This window comes from Candidatus Angelobacter sp., assembly GCA_035607015.1.
Lineage (GTDB): Bacteria > Verrucomicrobiota > Verrucomicrobiia > Limisphaerales > AV2 > AV2.
The window spans coordinates 1-17,519 of sequence record DATNDF010000352.1; the positions used below are offsets into that span (position 1 = coordinate 1).

At 59.0% G+C, this 17,519-nt stretch carries 16 protein-coding genes and 1 tRNA gene; 5 read left to right on the top strand and 12 right to left on the bottom strand.

Translation table 11 applies throughout. From position 1 onward, the window contains the following. Positions 1-591: heparan-alpha-glucosaminide N-acetyltransferase domain-containing protein (locus VN887_14135; protein ID HXT41147.1), on the bottom strand; the 591-nt coding region annotated here is incomplete at its 3' end. Positions 592-691: 100 nt separating this feature from the next. Between VN887_14135 and VN887_14140 the strand changes: the two genes are divergently transcribed. After that, the gene (locus VN887_14140; protein HXT41148.1) at positions 692-1,135 is read left to right on the top strand and encodes a response regulator; all 444 of its coding nucleotides are present in this window, start codon (positions 692-694) and stop codon (positions 1,133-1,135) included. Positions 1,136-1,235: 100 nt separating this feature from the next. Here VN887_14140 and VN887_14145 read toward each other — a convergent pair whose 3' ends face one another. From VN887_14145 to VN887_14180, 8 genes are all read right to left on the bottom strand, one after another. Further along, positions 1,236-2,474 carry a serine hydrolase domain-containing protein gene (locus VN887_14145; GenBank protein ID HXT41149.1) on the bottom strand — a complete coding sequence of 413 codons (1,239 nt, stop codon included), beginning with the start codon at positions 2,472-2,474 and terminating at the stop codon, positions 1,236-1,238. Positions 2,475-2,623: 149 nt separating this feature from the next. Then, complete coding sequence (locus VN887_14150) at positions 2,624-3,685, bottom strand: alpha/beta hydrolase-fold protein (protein HXT41150.1); 1,062 nt, start codon at positions 3,683-3,685, stop codon at positions 2,624-2,626. Positions 3,686-3,797: 112 nt separating this feature from the next. Continuing rightward, a complete protein-coding gene (locus tag VN887_14155; GenBank protein ID HXT41151.1) occupies positions 3,798-4,658 on the bottom strand; it encodes a tetratricopeptide repeat protein in 861 nt (286 codons plus the stop codon). Positions 4,659-4,826: 168 nt separating this feature from the next. Continuing rightward, positions 4,827-6,119, bottom strand: coding sequence for a Gfo/Idh/MocA family oxidoreductase (locus VN887_14160; GenBank protein HXT41152.1), 1,293 nt, complete (start codon positions 6,117-6,119; stop codon positions 4,827-4,829). An 8-nt stretch (positions 6,120-6,127) separates the two neighbouring features. Further along, positions 6,128-7,426 (bottom strand): DUF1080 domain-containing protein, encoded by a 1,299-nt coding sequence (locus VN887_14165; protein HXT41153.1) that lies wholly within the window; start codon positions 7,424-7,426, stop codon positions 6,128-6,130. Positions 7,427-7,566: 140 nt separating this feature from the next. Then, positions 7,567-9,516, bottom strand: a complete 1,950-nt coding sequence (locus VN887_14170; GenBank protein ID HXT41154.1) for a response regulator — start codon at positions 9,514-9,516, stop codon at positions 7,567-7,569. Then, on the bottom strand, positions 9,513-9,959 hold the full coding sequence (locus tag VN887_14175) for a response regulator (protein HXT41155.1): 447 nt from the start codon (positions 9,957-9,959) through the stop codon (positions 9,513-9,515). The genes VN887_14170 and VN887_14175 overlap by 4 nt, the downstream gene beginning before the upstream one ends. Beyond that, a complete protein-coding gene (locus tag VN887_14180) occupies positions 9,956-12,850 on the bottom strand; it encodes a PAS domain S-box protein (GenBank protein HXT41156.1) in 2,895 nt (964 codons plus the stop codon). The genes VN887_14175 and VN887_14180 overlap by 4 nt, the downstream gene beginning before the upstream one ends. Before the next feature lie 282 nt (positions 12,851-13,132). Here VN887_14180 and VN887_14185 point away from each other — a divergent pair, with 282 nt between their 5' ends. Next, positions 13,133-14,032 carry an inositol oxygenase family protein gene (locus VN887_14185; GenBank protein HXT41157.1) on the top strand — a complete coding sequence of 300 codons (900 nt, stop codon included), beginning with the start codon at positions 13,133-13,135 and terminating at the stop codon, positions 14,030-14,032. Positions 14,033-14,110: 78 nt separating this feature from the next. Beyond that, complete coding sequence (locus VN887_14190; protein HXT41158.1) at positions 14,111-14,881, top strand: SUMF1/EgtB/PvdO family nonheme iron enzyme; 771 nt, start codon at positions 14,111-14,113, stop codon at positions 14,879-14,881. 62 nt (positions 14,882-14,943) lie between these two features. On the opposite strand, the gene VN887_14195 is transcribed toward VN887_14190, so the two are convergent. Further along, positions 14,944-15,018: transfer RNA gene (locus tag VN887_14195), tRNA-Val, on the bottom strand. A 26-nt stretch (positions 15,019-15,044) separates the two neighbouring features. Here VN887_14195 and VN887_14200 point away from each other — a divergent pair. Both VN887_14200 and VN887_14205 read left to right on the top strand, forming a co-directional pair. Further along, positions 15,045-15,392, top strand: coding sequence for a DUF167 domain-containing protein (locus tag VN887_14200; protein ID HXT41159.1), 348 nt, complete (start codon positions 15,045-15,047; stop codon positions 15,390-15,392). Positions 15,393-15,523: 131 nt separating this feature from the next. Further along, the gene (locus VN887_14205) at positions 15,524-16,531 is read left to right on the top strand and encodes a sodium/calcium exchanger protein (protein HXT41160.1); all 1,008 of its coding nucleotides are present in this window, start codon (positions 15,524-15,526) and stop codon (positions 16,529-16,531) included. A gap of 11 nt (positions 16,532-16,542) precedes the next feature. Here the strand turns inward: VN887_14205 and VN887_14210 are convergent, their stop codons facing one another. Together VN887_14210 and VN887_14215 are read right to left on the bottom strand one after the other, a co-directional pair. Then, complete coding sequence (locus tag VN887_14210; GenBank protein HXT41161.1) at positions 16,543-16,968, bottom strand: hypothetical protein; 426 nt, start codon at positions 16,966-16,968, stop codon at positions 16,543-16,545. Positions 16,969-17,049: 81 nt separating this feature from the next. Beyond that, on the bottom strand, positions 17,050-17,519 hold a 470-nt coding region (locus VN887_14215; GenBank protein ID HXT41162.1), incomplete at its 5' end, for an L-aspartate oxidase.

A 17,519-nucleotide genomic window follows, 5' to 3' on the forward strand; every position in this document is an offset into this window, starting at 1 on the left:
GTCCACCGGGACGATGATCCCGCCGCTGTGGAGGACTTTCCAGAGCCAGCCGAACGCGCCAAGGCTCTCGGGCTCGACCGGATCGAGCAGGTTGTGACCGACGATCATGACCAACCCGACAGACGCGACCCATCGCAGAGGAAGGAACACGAGCGCCGCGAGCGCGACCATGGACCATCCTATTGCCCAGATCACAATGCCCATCGCGAAATGATAGTCGAAGTTGAAGAGCCAGCCGAAACAGCGCACCCAGGTCAGTTCCAATAACACCAGCCACAGACCTCGTGTCAGGAGAAACCATGACAGCTCTTTTTGTGTTTTGCCGCGTGTGGTCGAAAGAAATGCGCCTGTGCCCGCAAGAAAGATGAAGACCGGCGCGCAGTAATGCGTGATCCAACGGGTTAGGAACAATGCAGAATGGGTTTTCGTCAGATCGGTCGGGTCAAACGCCAGATCTTTCGAGAAGAAATCGCGCGTGTGATCCAGCGCCATGATGACCATGACCAGTCCGCGCAACGTGTCCACGGAATCGAGGCGGGCGCGGGGAAAACCTTGATTATGGGAATTGTCCGTTGCCGGGACGGTTTCCATTCACGCCTCTGTTACCATACGCCATCGCGCGACGCGACGTGAATTTTTTGCCGAAAATTGCACTTGGACAATTTGCGCGGCCGGGGTTTAGATTTCGCGCGTGGACGAACAGATTCGCATCCTCGTTTTCGACGACGACGCCACGGATGCCGAATTGATTCGACGCGCGCTTCGGCGGCACGATGCGGGGTTTCAGGTCGGCTGTGTATCCACAGAGCGGGAATATCTGGCCGCCCTGCGGGATTTTTCTCCGAGCGTCATACTTTCCGATTACAAGCTTCCTCTCTGCGGCGGCGCCTTTGCGCTGAAAATGGCCCGTGAAATGTGTCCGGAGGTGCCGTTCATTTTCGTCAGCGGCTTCGTTCAGGACGGCGTGGCCACGGAGCTGCTCCGGCGCGGCGCCCGGGCTTACACCTCCAAGAACGAACTGGACCAGCTCGGGCCAATCATCGACCGTGCCCTCGCGGAAGGCGCGCCCAAGCCCCATCCGGCAACGGAACCTGTCGCGCGCGAGCAGGTGAATCCGGCCAGCGCGCGAAGCTGATGGGCGCCGGGCAGGTCGCAATTGGCTCCCTGCACACTGCCGAAAAAAACTGCGAGGACTCTTCTGTGCAGGCGGCGTCACCCAACTTCGCCGCGCGAACTCACTTCAGCGCCTGGTAGTAGCCCGCCGCGAAGGCGCTGAAAAAATTGTGTTCGTTGAACGGGAAATGTTGGACGAGCGCCACGGCCACAATTTTATCCTTCGGATCAATCTGGCAATACGTTGTGGCCGCGCCGTACCAGCCAAATTGCCCGATGGATGACGGGATGGAGAGTCGCCCCAGATCCGTCGTTACTTCAACGCCGAATCCGAATCCCTTCTGGCGGTTTGCGGCCTGATTGTCAGGCAGCGTGACCATGTGGTTCGCTGTCATCAACTCCACCGTCTTGCGTCCAAGAATCCGGTGGCCGTCAAGCGTGCCGCCGTTCAGCAGCATCTGGGCAAAACGCGCGTAATCGCCCGCCGTCGAAAACAGTCCGCCGCCGCCGCTCTCGATGCCGCGGCCCGCCTCGGCCCGGGCGATGGCCAGGGGCTCGGCTTCCACAAGCTTGCCGCCGGGCCCATGCTTGTACGTCTTTGCCAGCCGATACATTTTTTCGGGCGGCACATCAAACCCCGTATCCTTCATCCGCAGCGGACGGAAAACACGCTCTTCGAGAAACACACCAAACGTTTTGCCGGACACGCGCTCAACCAGCGCCCCGAGCACGTCCATGTTGATGCCGTAGGTCCAGGCGTCGCCCGGCTGATGCCTCAGTGGCAGCTTGCCCACCTTGGTGATGAAATTGTTGAGGCCGGGGCCACTCCACAAGTCCGCGCGGTCGTAGAGCTTCGCGATCTCGTCGTTGGCCGGCAAATCATAGGTCAGACCACTCGTATGCGTGAGCAGATGCTTGATCGTGATCGGGCGCTTGAGCGGTTCCAACCGGGGCACGTCAGCGGTGCCGCCGCTCATCACCTTCATGTCCTTCAACTCGGGCAAATATCTTGCCACCGGGTCTTCAAGGTTGAACCGGCCCTCCTCGAACAGCACAAGCACGCTGACACAGGTGATGATCTTCGACATCGAATACACGCGGCAAATTGTGTCGCGCTCCATGGGCAGCTTCTTTTCCATGTCTCGATAACCGTAAGTCTGAAAATCAACGAGCCGGCCATTGCGCGCGATCAGCGTGATCACACCCGCGTGCTGCCCTTCATCCACGAACCGTCTGGTGGTGGCGTGCAACACCTCCAGTCGCGCCGGATCAAACCCGGCGCGCGCCGGTGAAGCTGTGGGAAGTTGTGCGCGAGCGTTAACAGCAAGCAGGAGCGCGAAAATGAAGCCAGATGTTTTCATGATGAACGACGATTTTATCCGACAGGATTATCTCCGTCGCGGAGAATCAAGCAGGGCAGAGGCGCCCTTTCCCGTCAAGACACAGCGGTGGCAGGTCATCGTGAGGAAGGTGTCTGCGGTCAACCGCGGGCAACACCGGTTTTTCTCTCTCATCGTTTCGCCCCAACGTAATGAACAGCTTCCCTGTTCCAGGCGTTCGTTGCGCGATTTAACTTCGGATAATCCCGCCACAGCCAACGCATGGTGTCAGGAAAAATCGTTCCGCCGTGGTTGCCGTTGTGACCGCCCTCGCCGAAGACGTATTTATAGTCGTAGTCCTTCTCCTCCAGCGCCGCGGCGAGGTTGTGGTTGGCGATCACCCAGTTCCAGTCGGGACGGCGGTTGCGAGGTTCACTGCGAAGATCATTGGCGCCATCCTGCAAAAAGACACGGATGGGTTTCCAGTCGGAGGCGCGGATGATGTCCGGATATTTGTTGCCGCCGCGAATGTTGGTGAAGCTGCCGACGTGGCTGACAACCTTGCGGAATTGGTCGGGCCGTTCCCACGCAACCGTGAACGCACAGATGCCGCCGCTGCTGATGCCGCAGATGGCGTGGCCTTCGGGGTCGTCGGTAATGTTGTAATGCTTGCGCACCTCGGGAAGAATCTCCGTCAGCAGGAATTCCGAGTAAGCCGGACTGAGCGTGTCGTATTCGAAGCTCCGGTTCTCCGGCTCCGGCCGCCACCCACGTTCTCCAGGCGGGAATTCGACGCGTTTGAATCCCGGGTCAATGAACACGCCGATGGTCACCGGCATTTCCTTTGCGGCGATCAGATTGTCAAAGACGACGGGCACGCGGAAGTCGCCGTCCTCCTTGAGGTAGGTATGGCCATCCTGAAAAACCATCAGCGCGGCGGGTTTGGCCGGGTCGTGTTGCGCCGGGACGTAAGTGGACCAGTGGCGGATCGTGCCGGGAAAAACCTTGCTCTCCTTCCAGTCGTAATCGGTGACCTTGCCACGTGGAACACCTTCCTTGCGCTGGGAATCCGGTCCGTGCTGATACTTCACGTCGGGCCTCGGAAAACGGGATTGGGCGCGTCGAGTGCTATTGGTGTCTGAGTTGGTGCGCTGCGGCGTGTTCACCGGTTCCGCGCCCGAAACGCGCAGACAGCAGCCAAGGAACAACGCGAGCGCGCCGAGGGAGGTGGTTCGCAGGAGAACGGTTGTCATGACAAATGGGTTTTTGCAACCGACAGACGCAGCGTGGCATCTCCGGCAACAGTTCGCGCAGATGAAAGCATACGCTCCGCGTCCCGGCAAGCCTCGCGACGCCCCGCCGCGGTTACGGATGATCCTGGCGCATCAACGCCGCGTGGATGCGGGCCACGTCGCCCATGTAGCCGTCCACCTTGAAAAGATCGGCCGCTTGAAAGATGTGTTCACGCGCCATCTTTTCGTTGCCGGCCGCGTCGAAGTAAAGGCCGAGATAAAGGTGGGCGTAAAACAATCGCTCATTCAACTCGGCCGGCGACGGTTTGCCGCCCGTTGCGGCTTTCATGACATCCTCCGCGGAACCTTTCCCCGCGTAGAGCGCGTAAATCCGCATCATGGGCACGCGCGGGTCGTTTTCGACTTTCAACAGGGAGCCGCGTGCTTTGTCAATCCCGGCGCGGCGGGCCACGCAGAGAAAATGCCACACCGCGTTCTCAACGTCGTTGCTGTTGATGGTCTGGTGCAGTTCAAACTGGCGCTGACCGTCCTCGTAGCGGCCCGCGTAATAAAGCGAAATGCCCCGCTGCCAGAGTTTCGGCGCCTGGTCCGGCGCCAGGTCGAGGAATTTATCGAAGTCTGCCGCCGATTCCCGGATGTGTCCGAGTTTGAATTGTTCCGTCGCCCGGGCGTAGTAGGCGAGTGACGCGGCCGGGTCCAGGACCAGCGACGCGTTCAAGTCCGCGAGCGCTTTTTGCGCCTGATGCGTCTCGGCGTAGAACCGTCCTCGAACGTAATGTGCCTTCGCGTTTCGCGGCTCGGCAATAATTGCCTGCGTCGCCAGCTCAACGGCCTGCTCGCGTTGTCCCTTTGCAAACGCCACCCCGGCCCGGCTCAACAACTCATCCACGTTGACGTCGGCGCCGCGGGCCGCCTGGTGAAGAAGTGAGTTCCAGGCGACCAGAACAACGATGAACACCCGCGATATTCTCATGCGCATTGGTTAACCTGCTGCGCGGAGTTGAGCAAGCGATTTGGTCGTTGAACTTCCGCCTGACAGAACACGCCTCTTCCTGCGCCGGCCCGACACCCCTCCAGTTCGACAACCGCAAAACGTCGCGGGCAGACGTTTCCGCACCATTCGAGCCCGGCTTTCGGACGATTAAATGCGCCAGCCCTTTCGATAGTGATGCTGGATGTACTGGCCGGCTTCCGCGCAGTTCGTCGCCTTCATTTGCTTCCAGTCCCAATCCAGCTTCCTCCCGACGCGGTAGGCGACATTGCCCAGCAACGCGGCCTCTGTCAATGGACCGGAATAGTCGAACCGACAGGTCGTCTGGCCACCCGTCTTGCACGCCTCAATCCACTCCTTGTGATGACCGATCGAATCCTTGATGAACGGGGCGGGCGGTTTGAAGTCTGCAAAATCTTTTTCCGGAAGCAGTGCGTGACGACCATAATCCGCCAATAGTTGTCCTTTCTCGCCAACGAACAACACGCCGCTCTTCCATTTGGCCGCCAGTTCGGTCGAAAGCAGCGACGGCTGTTTGCCCCCGTGATACCAGGTGAGGCGGACAGGCGGCTTGTCGCCGCGCGCGGGATACTCATAACGGACAATCAGCCATGGCGGGGTGGATTCGGGATGAACAGGCGGGCCGTCCACGGGATCGATTGTCGCGGGGTGGCTGAGACTTAGCGCCCAGTGCGGCAGATCCATAAAATGACAGCCGAAATCCGCCAAAGCGCCGCCGCCGAACGCCCACCAGTTCCGCCATTTGAATGGAACGTACTCCGGACTGTAGGGCCGGTACTCGACCGGCCCCAGCCACAAGTCGTAGTGGATGTTTGCGGGAACCGCCACCGTTTCCTTCGGCAACTCCATTCCACCATACGTCGCCGCCACCCACACGTGCACCTCGCGCACCGGCCCAACGGCTCCGGACTGCACCAGCTCAACGACGCGACGATAATTGGAACCGGCATGAATCTGGGTGCCGATCTGTGTCACCCGGTTTAGTTTTCGCGCTGTTTCGGTGATGACACGCGTCTCCGAAATCGTCCGCGCCAGAGGTTTTTCGCAATAGACTTGCCGGCCGCTCCGCAACGCCGCCACGGCCGCCACCGCGTGCGTGTGGTCCGGCGTGCCCACCACCACGGCATCAATGTCCTGCTGATCGAGCAGACGCCGGAAATCGTTGTACGTTTTCGCCTGGGGAAACTTTTGCTTCACCGCCGCCAGATAATTGTCGTCGATGTCACAGAGAGCCACGATGTTCTCGCCGGAAACCTCTTTCAGGTCGTCGCCGGCGCGATTGGCGACGCCGATCATGCCGATGTTAAGCTTTTCGTTCGGGGAAATCCGCCGTGCTTGTGTATGGACGCCGGCCAGCAAGGCGCCGGCGGTCGCTCCGGCGCTGTGTTTGAGGAACTGACGACGATTGATGGATGAGGTCATAGGCGTGATTATTTGCGCGGCAGTTCCCGGATGAAAAGGTTCCTGAACCAGACGGGTTCCTTGTGCGCCTGTAGTTCAATCTGACCGGCCGGATAAATCGGTTTGCTGCGCTCCCAGTAGTTTTCGAGTGTAGCATCATGCACGACGAGCTCATCATTCAAATAAACCGTCACCTTGTCGCCAATCATCAGAATATCGAAATGGTTCCACTCACCGGGATAATGATCCGCCAGTTTCAACGGCCCGCTCGGGTTCTTCTGATTATTGTAGAGTCCGCCTGAGCCCTCGTGCCGAGGGTTGGCCTTGCCGCTGGTCGGGTCCCAAATCTGCACCTGCGGGCTGCCGCGTAAATAGATTCCGCTGTCGCCGCCCTCGTTGATCTTCCAGTCCGCCACCAGTTCGAAGTCGCGGTACTCACGCGCGGTGCAAAGATTGTCGAAGCCGTTGCCCTGATAAACCACGGTTCCGTCCGACACTTTCCAATGTTCGCGCATCAATTGATCGGCCTTCGCTTGCGCGTCCCCCAGTTCGGCTGCCGACATCTTTGCGCGCGCGGGCGGGTCCGCCACCAGTCCCTTCCAGCCTGTCAGACTGACTCCGTCAAACAGCCGGGTGAACCCTTCCGGCGCGACGTTGTTTCGCGGAAACCGGGGCAGTTCCTTGATGCGGATGTTTCGAAACTCGACATAGTCGTCGTGGCCAAGAAAACCAATGCGTCCGCGTTCGCGCAACAGGCCGGGATGCTTGGCGAGAACCTGCGGGTCGGTGATCTCGTTCAGGTTGGCATCGACGATCATGTGGCCGTTCAGCGTGACCTTTAGCAGGCGGCCCGCGCAGGTGATTTCCTCTGTGTTCCATTCTCCGGGTGGCTTTAACGCGCCGCGACGCGCCGCGACGACGTCGTAGATGGATCCGCAATACTGGGCGGGGCGCAGGCCGGTGTATTGTGGGGCGCTGTCGTCGAGGATCTGGATTTCCATTCCCTCGTAAGCAACCGAGCCGCCTCGTAGAGGAGCTCGAATAGCGATGCCATTGTTCGAACCGGGCTCGAGCTTGAACTCCAGCCGCAGGACGAAATCCGCATAATCCCTTTCCGAAAGCAGGTTGCCGCCGCCGCCGCGCGCGCAGTACAGCACGCCGTCCTTGACGCCATAACCGCCCCCCTTTTTCTCAACAAGCGTCCAGCCGCTGAGGCTGTGTCCATCGAACAACGAAACGAAACCGGACTCCCTGGAGGTCGAAACGCAGGCCGTGAGGAAGCCGGCCAGCAACGTGGCGGTTGGAACAACAAAACGATTCGAACGCATGATTTCTCTCAACTTCCAGGCGATCGCAGTCGAACGGAACCCTCGAAGGCTGTTAAATTACGGTTTCCCTGTCAAGCTGCGTTGCCCGAGGCGACCACTGTTGCAACCGATCGCAGGCCCGTTCGTTCGGGCCGGTTCATTCACGTATCAAAACATTCGCGCACCGTCAGCGCGAGGGTTCGAGGACGGAACGGCTTCTGTAAAAACCGGACGCCCTGAGACATGCCGAGGTTCTCTTCATTCAACTCCTCGCTGTAACCACTCGTACAAATGATCTTCAGCCTGGGTTTTTCAGCCCGCAGTTTTTCCGCGAGTTCCCAGCCCGTGATTCCTTCGGGCATTCTCATGTCAGTAAGCAACAAGTCAATCTCCTGTGCGTGTTCCGGCCAGAGCTTTAGCGCCTCAGCCCCGGTGGTCGCTTCGAGCACATGATAACCATAGTATTCGAGTATTTGGCGGCCCAACAATCGCAGCTCCGCTTCATCCTCCACTATCAGGATGGTTTCGTTGCCGCCGCGTATTTCCTCTCCGCTGCCGGCTTCCGGCACATTGACGACCGTCTCGGCGGGCAACTCGGTCGCCGGCAGAAAAACTCTGAACTCACTTCCCAGGCCTGCCTGGCTCGATACTTCAATCCAGCCCCGATGCAGCCGGGTGATGCCATAGACAGTTGCCAGACCGAGGCCGGTCCCCTTGCCGATCTCCTTGGTGGTGAAAAACGGATCAAAAATCCGGCTCAACACCTTCTCGTCCATGCCGACGCCTGTGTCTGCGACGCTCAGGCAAACAAACCGCCCTACGGAAGCTTCCGGGTTTCTTTGAACGTATGGGGCGTCCACATCCACCAGGGACGTGCGAATCAGAAGCCGGCCGCCGCGCGGCATGGCATCTCGCGCGTTGATGGCCAGGTTCATCACGACTTGCTCGACCATCCCCGCGTCGGCGTGAATCGACGGCAGTTTTTCTCCGCACTCAAGTATCAACGCGATGTCTTCGCCGAGGGTGCGTTCGAGCAGCGAAACGACTTTGCGCAGAACTTCGTTCAGATCCAGCGGCTGCTGCTGCATCACCTGCCTCCGGCTGAACGTCAACAACTGGCGAGTGAGGTCGGCCGCGCGGTCCGCCGCGGAAGAAATCTTCTTCAGTGGCTCACGCAGTTCCGCGACCCCGCCGCCTTTCGTCAGCAGAAGATCAGTGTGCCCTTTGATGATCGTCAGTATGTTGTTGAAATCGTGCGCCACGCCGGCGGCAAGCTGTCCGATGGACTCCATCCGTTGTGATTGTCTCAACTGCGCCTCAAGGTTGCGCCGGTCTGTGATGTCCTCGGCGCTGCCCTCGAAGTACGATATGCGACCCTCGCGGTCCCGAACGGCGCGGATGTTCTCCTCGACCCAGATAGGAGAGCCGTCACGCCGGCGCAACTGCGCTTCATAGCGCCGTACCGTGTTGTCTCTGCCGATCAGCGACTGCCATCGTTCGCGGTCTGCGGGTTCCACATACAGATCAACCGCGTTGACGGCGAGGAGAGCGTCGCGGTCCGGATACCCAAGCATCTGGACCATGGCCGGGTTGGCGTCCACGATCCTCCCTTCGCTTGTGGTTTTACAGAGGCCGATCGGAACGTGATTAAAAAGCGCCACGTAACGGTTTTCGGCTTCCCGCAATGCGCGCCACTGCGCGGCTCGTTCGATCGCGAGTTTGGCCGCGCCTGGCAGCCGGGCGTAATGCCGGGACACCTTCAACACATAATCATCCAGCCCGGCTTTCATCGCCTCGACGGCGATTTCCTCGCTGCCGGTTCCGGTGAACATGATCACCGGACAGCCGGGCCAGCGCGTTTTCACCGCCCGGAGCACGGTCAACCCGTCGGTCCAGCGCAGTTGAAAGTCAGTGATGACCAGATCGCACTCTTCGGCCTCGAGCGCTTTGGAGAAACTCTTCGCGTCAATTATTTGTTCGACTTTGAGATGAGAAAGATTTCGTCGTAGTTCACGCGCTGCCAGGGTCCGGTCCTCCGGATTGTCATCCACCAGCAGGATTCGCAACGGGTTTTCCGTTGATGGTCCGTCATCCGAGATCTTGATACTCATGCCAGTTCGGGTTTTTCATTGAAAACCAACCAGTGCGTCCCCACGTCCTTCATCAGCTCCATCAAATTGTCAAATCCGCCCGGTTTTACCAGGTAGGAGTTGGCGCCGAGATCGTACGCCCTGTTGATGTCCGCATTTTGATTCGAGGAAGTCAGTATCACCACGGGCAGGCGTTTCAACTTGGTCTGCTGCCGCAGCCAGGCCAGCACTTCAAAACCCGTTTTGCGAGGCATCTTCAAATCGAGCAGGAGCAGTACCGGCAGCGGATGTCGCTGACGGTCGGCATATTGAATCTGTCCGCTCAAGTAGGCCACCGCCTCCTCCCCGTCCCGCACGACCTGCAGGGGATTCGCAATGTTCGCCTTCTGAAACGCGCGCTGGATCAAAAAAACGTCGTTGACGTCATCGTCTGCCAGTAGAACCACATGCTCCCTTGAATTCACATTTCCCCTTTTTTCAGTTGTATCCAGAATCTGCTTCCTTTGCCTTCGCTCGACTCGAGCCCGACGCGTCCACCCAGCCGCTCGATGCCCTTTTGGACAATCGCCAGGCCGATGCCCGTGCCGGGGTAGGTTTCCATGCCATGAAGCCGTTCGAACACCTGAAAAATGCGGGCCTGGTGTTCGGGAGCGATGCCTATGCCGTTATCCTCAACCCACAGCCGGCAACAGTCGCCATCCTCCTCCGCTCGAACCACTACTTTCGGCCTCACGTCGGGAGCGACGAACTTGATGGCGTTGGAAACCAGATTGCCGACAATCTGACCCAGAGTGGCGCGGTGACCGATCACCGTTGGTAGTGTTCCTCGCACTTCCAACTCCGCCATCTTCTCCCGCAAATCCGCCTCCAGTTGGTGCTGCACATCCGCCACCACGGCCGCCAGGTCCACCGTCTTCAACTCCAGATCAGTGCGACTGAGCCGGCTGTACGCAAGCAAATCCTGGATCAGGGTGTCCATCCTGCCAGCGGCGACGACAATCCGCCCACAATATTCCTTTCCGGTATCGTCGAACCGGTCTGCGTAATCCTCCAATAGCGCATTCGAAAGTCCTTGCAGCGCCCGCAGCGGCGCGCGGAGATCGTGCGACACGGAATACGTGAACGACTCGAGTTCCTTGTTGATCGCTTCGAGCTGTCCGGTCCGCTCGATCACACGCTGTTCCAACTCTTCGTTCAACTTTTGAATCTCCTCTTCCGCGCGCTTGCGCTCAGTGATGTCGCGCAGGAAACACGTGTAGATCGTCGGTTCCTCGTATGAATTGCGTGTGATGGCCAGTTCTGCTCGAAACTCCGTTCCGTTCCCCCGCATGACGGTCAGTTCAATTGGCCGGCCCAGCAAGCTACCAACACCGGTCATCAGGTATTCCGCCAGGCCGTCGCGGTAATATTCACGCAGGGCGGGCGGGATGATCAGTTCGTCCATCTTTCTCCCGATCGCCTCCGACTTCGGATAACCGAAATTTCTTTCCGCCGCGGGATTCCACTCATGAATCCGCCCCTCGTGGTCGAGGGAAAAAATTGCATCAAGCGCGGTCTCAAGAATGGCGCTTTTGCGTGTCTCGCTCTGCCGCAATGCCTCTTCGGCGGTCTTGCGCTCAGTGATGTCGCGAATGTACGCAGTGAAGAGGGGCGGGTTGGTCGAATGGATCCGCGCGATCGCGAGTTCGGCCATGAATTCGGCTCCGTCCGCCCGCATCGCAGTCATTTCAACACGCCGGCCGAGGACGCGAGCCTCTCCCGTGCTCAGGTAGCGCGCCAGGCCCTGGCGGTGCTTTTCGCGCAGTGAAGTCGGGATGATGAGCTCGCACATTTCGCGGCCGAGCGCATCGCCGCGCCGATAGCCAAAGGTCCGCTCTGCAGCGGGATTCCAATCAATCACCCGGCCTTCGTGGTCCATCGTCACGATGCAGTCCAGCGCGGATTCGAGAATGGCGCGCTTGAGCGCGTCACTTTCGCTCAAAGCCCGCGCGGCCCGCTTGCGATCCGTGATGTCCCTCGCGATCTTGGAGGCGCCGATGATCCGCCCTGACGAATCCCTCACCGGGGAAATGCTCAACGATACGTCGATCCGCGATCCGTTTTTTCGCAGCCGGACCGTCTCATAATGCTCGATCCGCTTCCCCTGTTTCAGTTTGGCGATGATTTGTTCGTCCTCGTCCTGCAATTCGGAAGGAATCAGCAAACGGCTCGACTGGCCGACGATCTCTTCGGCGGAATAGCCAAACATCCGGGTTGCCGCGGCGTTCCAGCTCACGACGGTGCCGTCCAGCGCCTTGCTGATGATCGCGTCATCCGAGGATTCGATGATGCCGGTCAAACGGTTGCGCGCCTCCTCGGCCTGCATCCTGTCCTGGAGGCGCCTTTCCAGTTCGACGTGCGCCTGCCGCAATCCTTCCTCGGTCCTTCGATGGCCCGTCACGACCGCATTAACCGCCATTCCCGTGACGACGATCACTCCCATGAATGCCTGCAAACAAATAACGGATTCATTCTGCGTGCCTTTCACAAAAGGTCCGTAACCGTGCAACGTCCCCCAGATGGCAATGCCCGACAGCACGCAGCCGATCATCACTGTTTCGCGCAGGCCGAAGCGAAACGCCGCCCAAACGACAGGCAGGATGCTCAAAAAGGCCAGCGGATGATTGTCGGCCCCGGCGGGCAGCATCCCGCTGAATTCCACCAGGGCAACCAACACTGAGGCGAACAGAAGCAAACCGGCCTCGACCGTTTGATTACGTTTCCACCGCATCTCATGGTGTGCACTCCAGGCAACAACCAGCGGCGCGACGATGAGGGCGCCCACCGCGTCGCCCAACCACCAGGTCAACCAGATTGCCCTCGGGTTGGCCGCCGCGGTCAAGCCGCCCAGCGCCAGACTCGCGAGGCCGATCGACGCGCTCACGCACGTGCTCGCGACGCCCGCAAGCAGTACGAACTTGAAAATGTTCCGCGGGTGGTCGAACGCCCGCGGGCCACCGGCGAACTTGTTGACAAAGCAGGCACCCAATAAAGCTTCCAACGTGTTACCCAGCGCAATGCCCAGTGAAACCGTGACGGAGCTCGGCGGCGTCGTGACGTTCACCAAAAATGCACCGAGGAAGATGGCCGGCCAGACGCGGTACCCAAACAACAGAAGACCGGCAAGCGCAATTCCCGTCGGCGGCCATACCGCCGTTGCATTGGCGTGGACGAAGGCCAGTTTCGCCAACGCGAATCGTCCCGCTCCAAAATAAACCGCCAGCAGCACCAACGCGACCGCCAGTTGTCTGCGCGTCGATTCCGCCTGTTCATCTCCGACGGCGGCGACTCCAGACTGTCCATCGAACTTTTGCATCACGTTGCGTGTCGGACGCCCGGCGTTTTTTCAATTGTTTGGTCTGCGATTCGTATCGCGGCAGGTGACAACGCCCGAAGTTTACTCAAAAAGCGGAGCGCTGTCAAAAGGACCGTTTGAGGTTTTGGTCCGACGAACGTTGTCCAGCATCCGGACGCGCATTCCAAAAGCGATACACTTTCCACTCCGTGGTAGAGCCTGCTGAATTGACTTGTGAATCGTCCTGAGGGCGCGCATGATGTCGTTTGTGAGTCCGGCACGGGTTATCAACCGATTTTGACTATGGCCAATTCCACGGGAACCGCGAATCCGAGCAAGCCGCTTCAGAATCTGGACGAATGGGAGGATTTTCTCAAAGAGCGTTACCCGGAGCAGGCCGCGACTCGGGCCACGGCAACTGGCGCCGGGAAGGACAAGGCGGAATTCAGAAACTACGAGGCGGACGCCCGTCCCACCGTGCGCGAATTCTATCGGCTCAACCACCGTCATCAGACCTATGATTTTGTTCAGGCGAAGCGCAGGGAGTTTTTGGGACTGAACCGCCTGAAGATGAGCATTTGGGAGGCGGCCGAGTATCTGAATCAACTCGTGGACGACAGCGATCCAGACACCGATATGTCACAGTTGGAGCACTTGCTCCAGACGGCCGAGCAGCTCCGGCGCGATGGCCGTCCGCGGTGGATGATTCTCACCGGTTTCGTGCATGACCTCGGCAAGATTCTGTGCCTGTGGGGCGAGCCCCAATGGGCCGTGGTTGGCGACACGTTTCCCACAGGTTGCGCATATTCCCAGAAAATCGTCTTTCCACAGCTCTTTGCCGACAATCCCGATAGCCGGAATCCACGCTTCCAGACGACGAACGGCGCTTACTCGGAAGGTTGTGGACTGGATCAGGTGTTCCTTTCGTGGGGTCACGACGAATACATCTACCACGTCTGCAAAGACCATCTTCCCGAAGAGGGGCTTTACATGCTGCGCTATCATTCGTTCTATCCGTGGCACCGCGAAAACGAATACGGCCATCTCTGCGACGACCGGGACCGGGAAATGCTAAAATGGGTGCAGGCGTTTAATCCTTACGATCTTTACACCAAGAGCCATGAACGCCCCAACGTGAAGGAACTGCGCCCATTCTACGAGGATCTGATCGCTGAATATTTCCCGGCAAAACTGAACTGGTAGGCCTCTGAAAAATGACACGCAAAGGGCAGTGAAATTTCGCTTCCCACACGCTAACACGCCGATAAAACAATCGCCGCCGTGAAAAGGACAAAACTTCCACTCACCTGGTTCACACCCTTGGCCATCCTGATCTCCGCATGGTTCGCTGCAACGATGCTTGCGGATGACACAAAAACCGACTCCGCGGCGCCCAAGCCTGCGGAAAGCACCCCGCCGGACGCAAAGAAGGAAAAAAGCGCGGACGCGAAAGACCAGACCGCCGAACCGGCCAAGGAGGATCCGAAGGCAAAGCTGCTGGCGCTCTATAAGAAGAAGGAGTCCATCACGAATACGATCGGTATGGTGATGGTCTGGGTGCCGAACGGCTATCGGGTGAGCCGCTACGAAGTGACTCAGAGCGATTTTGAACAAGTCATGAAGACGAACCCCAGCAAATTTCCGGCAACCAGCCATCCGGTGGAAAATGTCACCTGGGAGGAGGCGGACGCGTTTTGCAAGAAGCTGACCGAAACCGAGCAAAAGGACGGAAAACTACCGGAGACTTTTTACTACGCACTGCCAACGGAGGCACAATGGGAATATTACGTCGACGAAGCGAATATCAAAGACGCCATCACGAGCTATCTTGGTGACCGGCGCAACCCGGAAAACGTTGGCGGTCTGCGTCCCAATAAATTCGGCCTGTACGATGTGCGCGGGAATGTCTGGGAGTGGTGTTCCTCGCCGGTCGCACGCGGCGGTTCGTGGCGGACATTCGAGGACTGGCTGGCGATCTCCTTCCGTTACGCGGCGGCCTCCGGCACTCGATATGACGACATCGGCTTTCGCTGTGTCCTGATGCAGCGGTAAACGTGCGGTCATCGCGGACCGCCACGTCACGGCCGAAGCGACTCTCGCGAACATCAGGAAGATGGTGCGCGCTGCAGGGTTCGAACCTGCGACCCCTTCCGTGTGAAGGAAGTGCTCTACCACTGAGCTAAGCGCGCGGCCACGGCAAACGCTACCGGCTGGCATGAACATTTCAAGGCTTTCTTCCACACACACGCTCATGGCACTGCCCGGATTTCTGCGCATTGAATCGGACGGACTCCTGCTCTCGGTGAAATTGCAGCCCCGAGCCCCGCGAAATGAAATCGGCGAGGCGCTCGGCAACGAACTGCGTGTTAAAGTCACTGCACCACCCGTGGATTCTGCGGCGAATGAGGCCCTCGTGCGTCTGCTCGCGAAGGTGCTGAACTGCCCGCCTGGCAGGATCGAGCTTGTGCGCGGCCACACCTCACGTCACAAGCTGATCAGGCTGCGCGGCATCGCGGCCGCGACAGCCAAGGCCGGATTGACGTCCGGAACGCGTTGCGTCTGAAAAGTTGGAACCGCGCGCGGGGTTCCGCGACCACCTGGAGGCGGGCTGTCCAGCAGCCAAAGCCAGCCGTCAGCCCAACGATTCCAATTTTTCCTTTGGCGGCGCGGCGACACCTTGCTTAACTCCGCGCCGTGCATCCGGTCAAACCGTTCATCGACACTTTTGGCGCTTTCGGTCCGTGGTTGCTCCTCGCCCTGTTTATCGTGTCGTCGATTCTGATGATCTGGCGGCTGGAGCACATGACCGAAACCGGCGTGGAAGGGACTGTGCTGGGCACGCTGGTCATGCCCTACTGCTCAGGCATCGGGAACCTGATCTTCGTCTTTGTGGTTTACCGGAGCGGCCAGCCCGCAACGGAAGTCATGACCAACTGCCTCGTCAACAACGTCACGAACATGACGCTCATGATCGGCGTGCCGGCCATTTTCTGGGGTATGCAGATCATTCCAAAATCCGGCACGAAGGCAAAAACGAAAAAAAACAAACGGGGCGAGCAGGAGCGCCGCATCAACCGGCTGTCGTTGTTGCTGACCTTGACTGCCGTTTTGTTTTTTACCGGCGCAGTGTGGGCACTGGGCCACGACGGCAAGCTGACCCGGAGCGATGGCCTGGTGCTGGTGGGCCTGTTTCTGTTCTGGCAGTGTTTCCATGTCTTCGACGTGCTGAAGACCAACGTCCGGCAGGGCAGGTCGCTCAGCGTGCTGCTCGTGGTGGATTTTGTTTTGCTCCTCATCGGCGCCTACGGCACATACCTCAGCATCGACGGGCTGGTGACCTGGATTTCCAGCGTTCAAACGGGATTCATCAGCTCGAAATATCTGGGGTGGCTCAGCGGCTGGCTGATGGTGGTGCCCAACGGATTGCTTGCCCTCTACTACGGCTGGAAGGGCCATCCTGAAGTCGTTTACACCTCGCAAGTGGGCGACGGACACATTTGCATCCCGTTGTGCGTCGGGATTTACGCGCTGATGACCGACATGACCGTGCCCGGATTTTTCCAGATCGGCGTGCTGATTCTCATCTGCACGACACTGATCCACTTTGCGTTCGTCGCGCTTTTCGGCCAACTGCCACGGTTCATGGGATGGGTGCTTACGGCCGTGTACGGTCTCTTCCTTTACAAGGGGCTGCTCAGCTGACGTGTGCCGGCCTACAAAGGAAAGACCAGCGGGTCGGACCGGAACCGGTCGCTCATTTCAACGAACGGCACCTGCGCGCTCAACCAGTGGGGGTCCTTGGCGATGGAACTCATCGACTGGGTCGTGTTGTTGCAAATCAGGTAAAGACCGTCGCCTACCACCATGAATGCCTCGAGTTTTGTCCCGAAACCATGCCGCGCGAACTCGAAGTCGCCAAGATTGTGCTTGTCGCTCAACAATTCCGACCGGAGATCCTGCGCATCCGTTGCGAAGTTTTTTTGGAAATCGTCCTTTCTCGGCCCCAGATAGGCCAGAACCCGGCCTTTGTGCTGGACGAGCGAAACGACCGCCCACTCGTCGAAGACGACCTTTTTGTACAGCTCGTTCATCCTGTCGGCGCAGCCGCGGATCAGTTTGCTCGCTTCTTCAAGCGTCATAATCAATTCGATTCTTCGATTCGCTGAGAGCAAAACAAGTTTGTCGGCGCGAAACAAGGGAATTCACGCCGGCGGCGTTTTTCACGTTGATTTCCTGAGAATCGTATCCCGCTGCGCGTTGTCCGCATCCGGACCGGGGTAGTCCAGGTTGTAATGAAGTCCGCGGCTTTCCTGCCGCAGCAGAGCGCACGTGACGATCAGTTCCGCCACCGTCGCGATGTTGCGCAACTCCAGCAAATCGCCCGAGACAATGAAGTCCCAGTAATATTCCTGAATCTCCTCCTGCAGGTTGGCGATCCGCTTCTGCGCGCGCAGCAGACGTTTGTTCGTGCGCACAATCCCGACGTAATCCCACATCAGGCGGCGGATTTCATCCCAGTTGTGCGAGACCACCACCATCTCGTCCGCATCAGTCGCTTTGCCCGACTGCCACGGCTGGATGTTCCCGTCTGGCGGCTGCGGCGTCCCGGCAACCACTTTCATCGCCGCGCGGTGAGCGCACACAAGCGCCTCCAGCAATGAATTGCTCGCCAGCCGGTTCGCGCCGTGCA

Bases quoted from the DNA above. Each gene is read 5' to 3' on its own strand.
- VN887_14145 (HXT41149.1), bottom strand. From the start codon at position 2,474: ATGAAAACATCTGGCTTCATTTTCGCGCTCCTGCTTGCTGTTAACGCT.
- VN887_14150 (HXT41150.1), bottom strand. From the start codon at position 3,685: ATGACAACCGTTCTCCTGCGAACCACCTCCCTCGGCGCGCTCGCGTTG.
- VN887_14155 (HXT41151.1), bottom strand. From the start codon at position 4,658: ATGAGAATATCGCGGGTGTTCATCGTTGTTCTGGTCGCCTGGAACTCA.
- VN887_14160 (HXT41152.1), bottom strand. From the start codon at position 6,119: ATGACCTCATCCATCAATCGTCGTCAGTTCCTCAAACACAGCGCCGGA.
- VN887_14165 (HXT41153.1), bottom strand. From the start codon at position 7,426: ATGCGTTCGAATCGTTTTGTTGTTCCAACCGCCACGTTGCTGGCCGGC.
- VN887_14170 (HXT41154.1), bottom strand. From the start codon at position 9,516: ATGAGTATCAAGATCTCGGATGACGGACCATCAACGGAAAACCCGTTG.
- VN887_14180 (HXT41156.1), bottom strand. From the start codon at position 12,850: ATGCAAAAGTTCGATGGACAGTCTGGAGTCGCCGCCGTCGGAGATGAA.
- VN887_14185 (HXT41157.1), top strand. From the start codon at position 13,133: ATGGCCAATTCCACGGGAACCGCGAATCCGAGCAAGCCGCTTCAGAAT.
- VN887_14200 (HXT41159.1), top strand. From the start codon at position 15,045: ATGAACATTTCAAGGCTTTCTTCCACACACACGCTCATGGCACTGCCC.
- VN887_14210 (HXT41161.1), bottom strand. From the start codon at position 16,968: ATGACGCTTGAAGAAGCGAGCAAACTGATCCGCGGCTGCGCCGACAGG.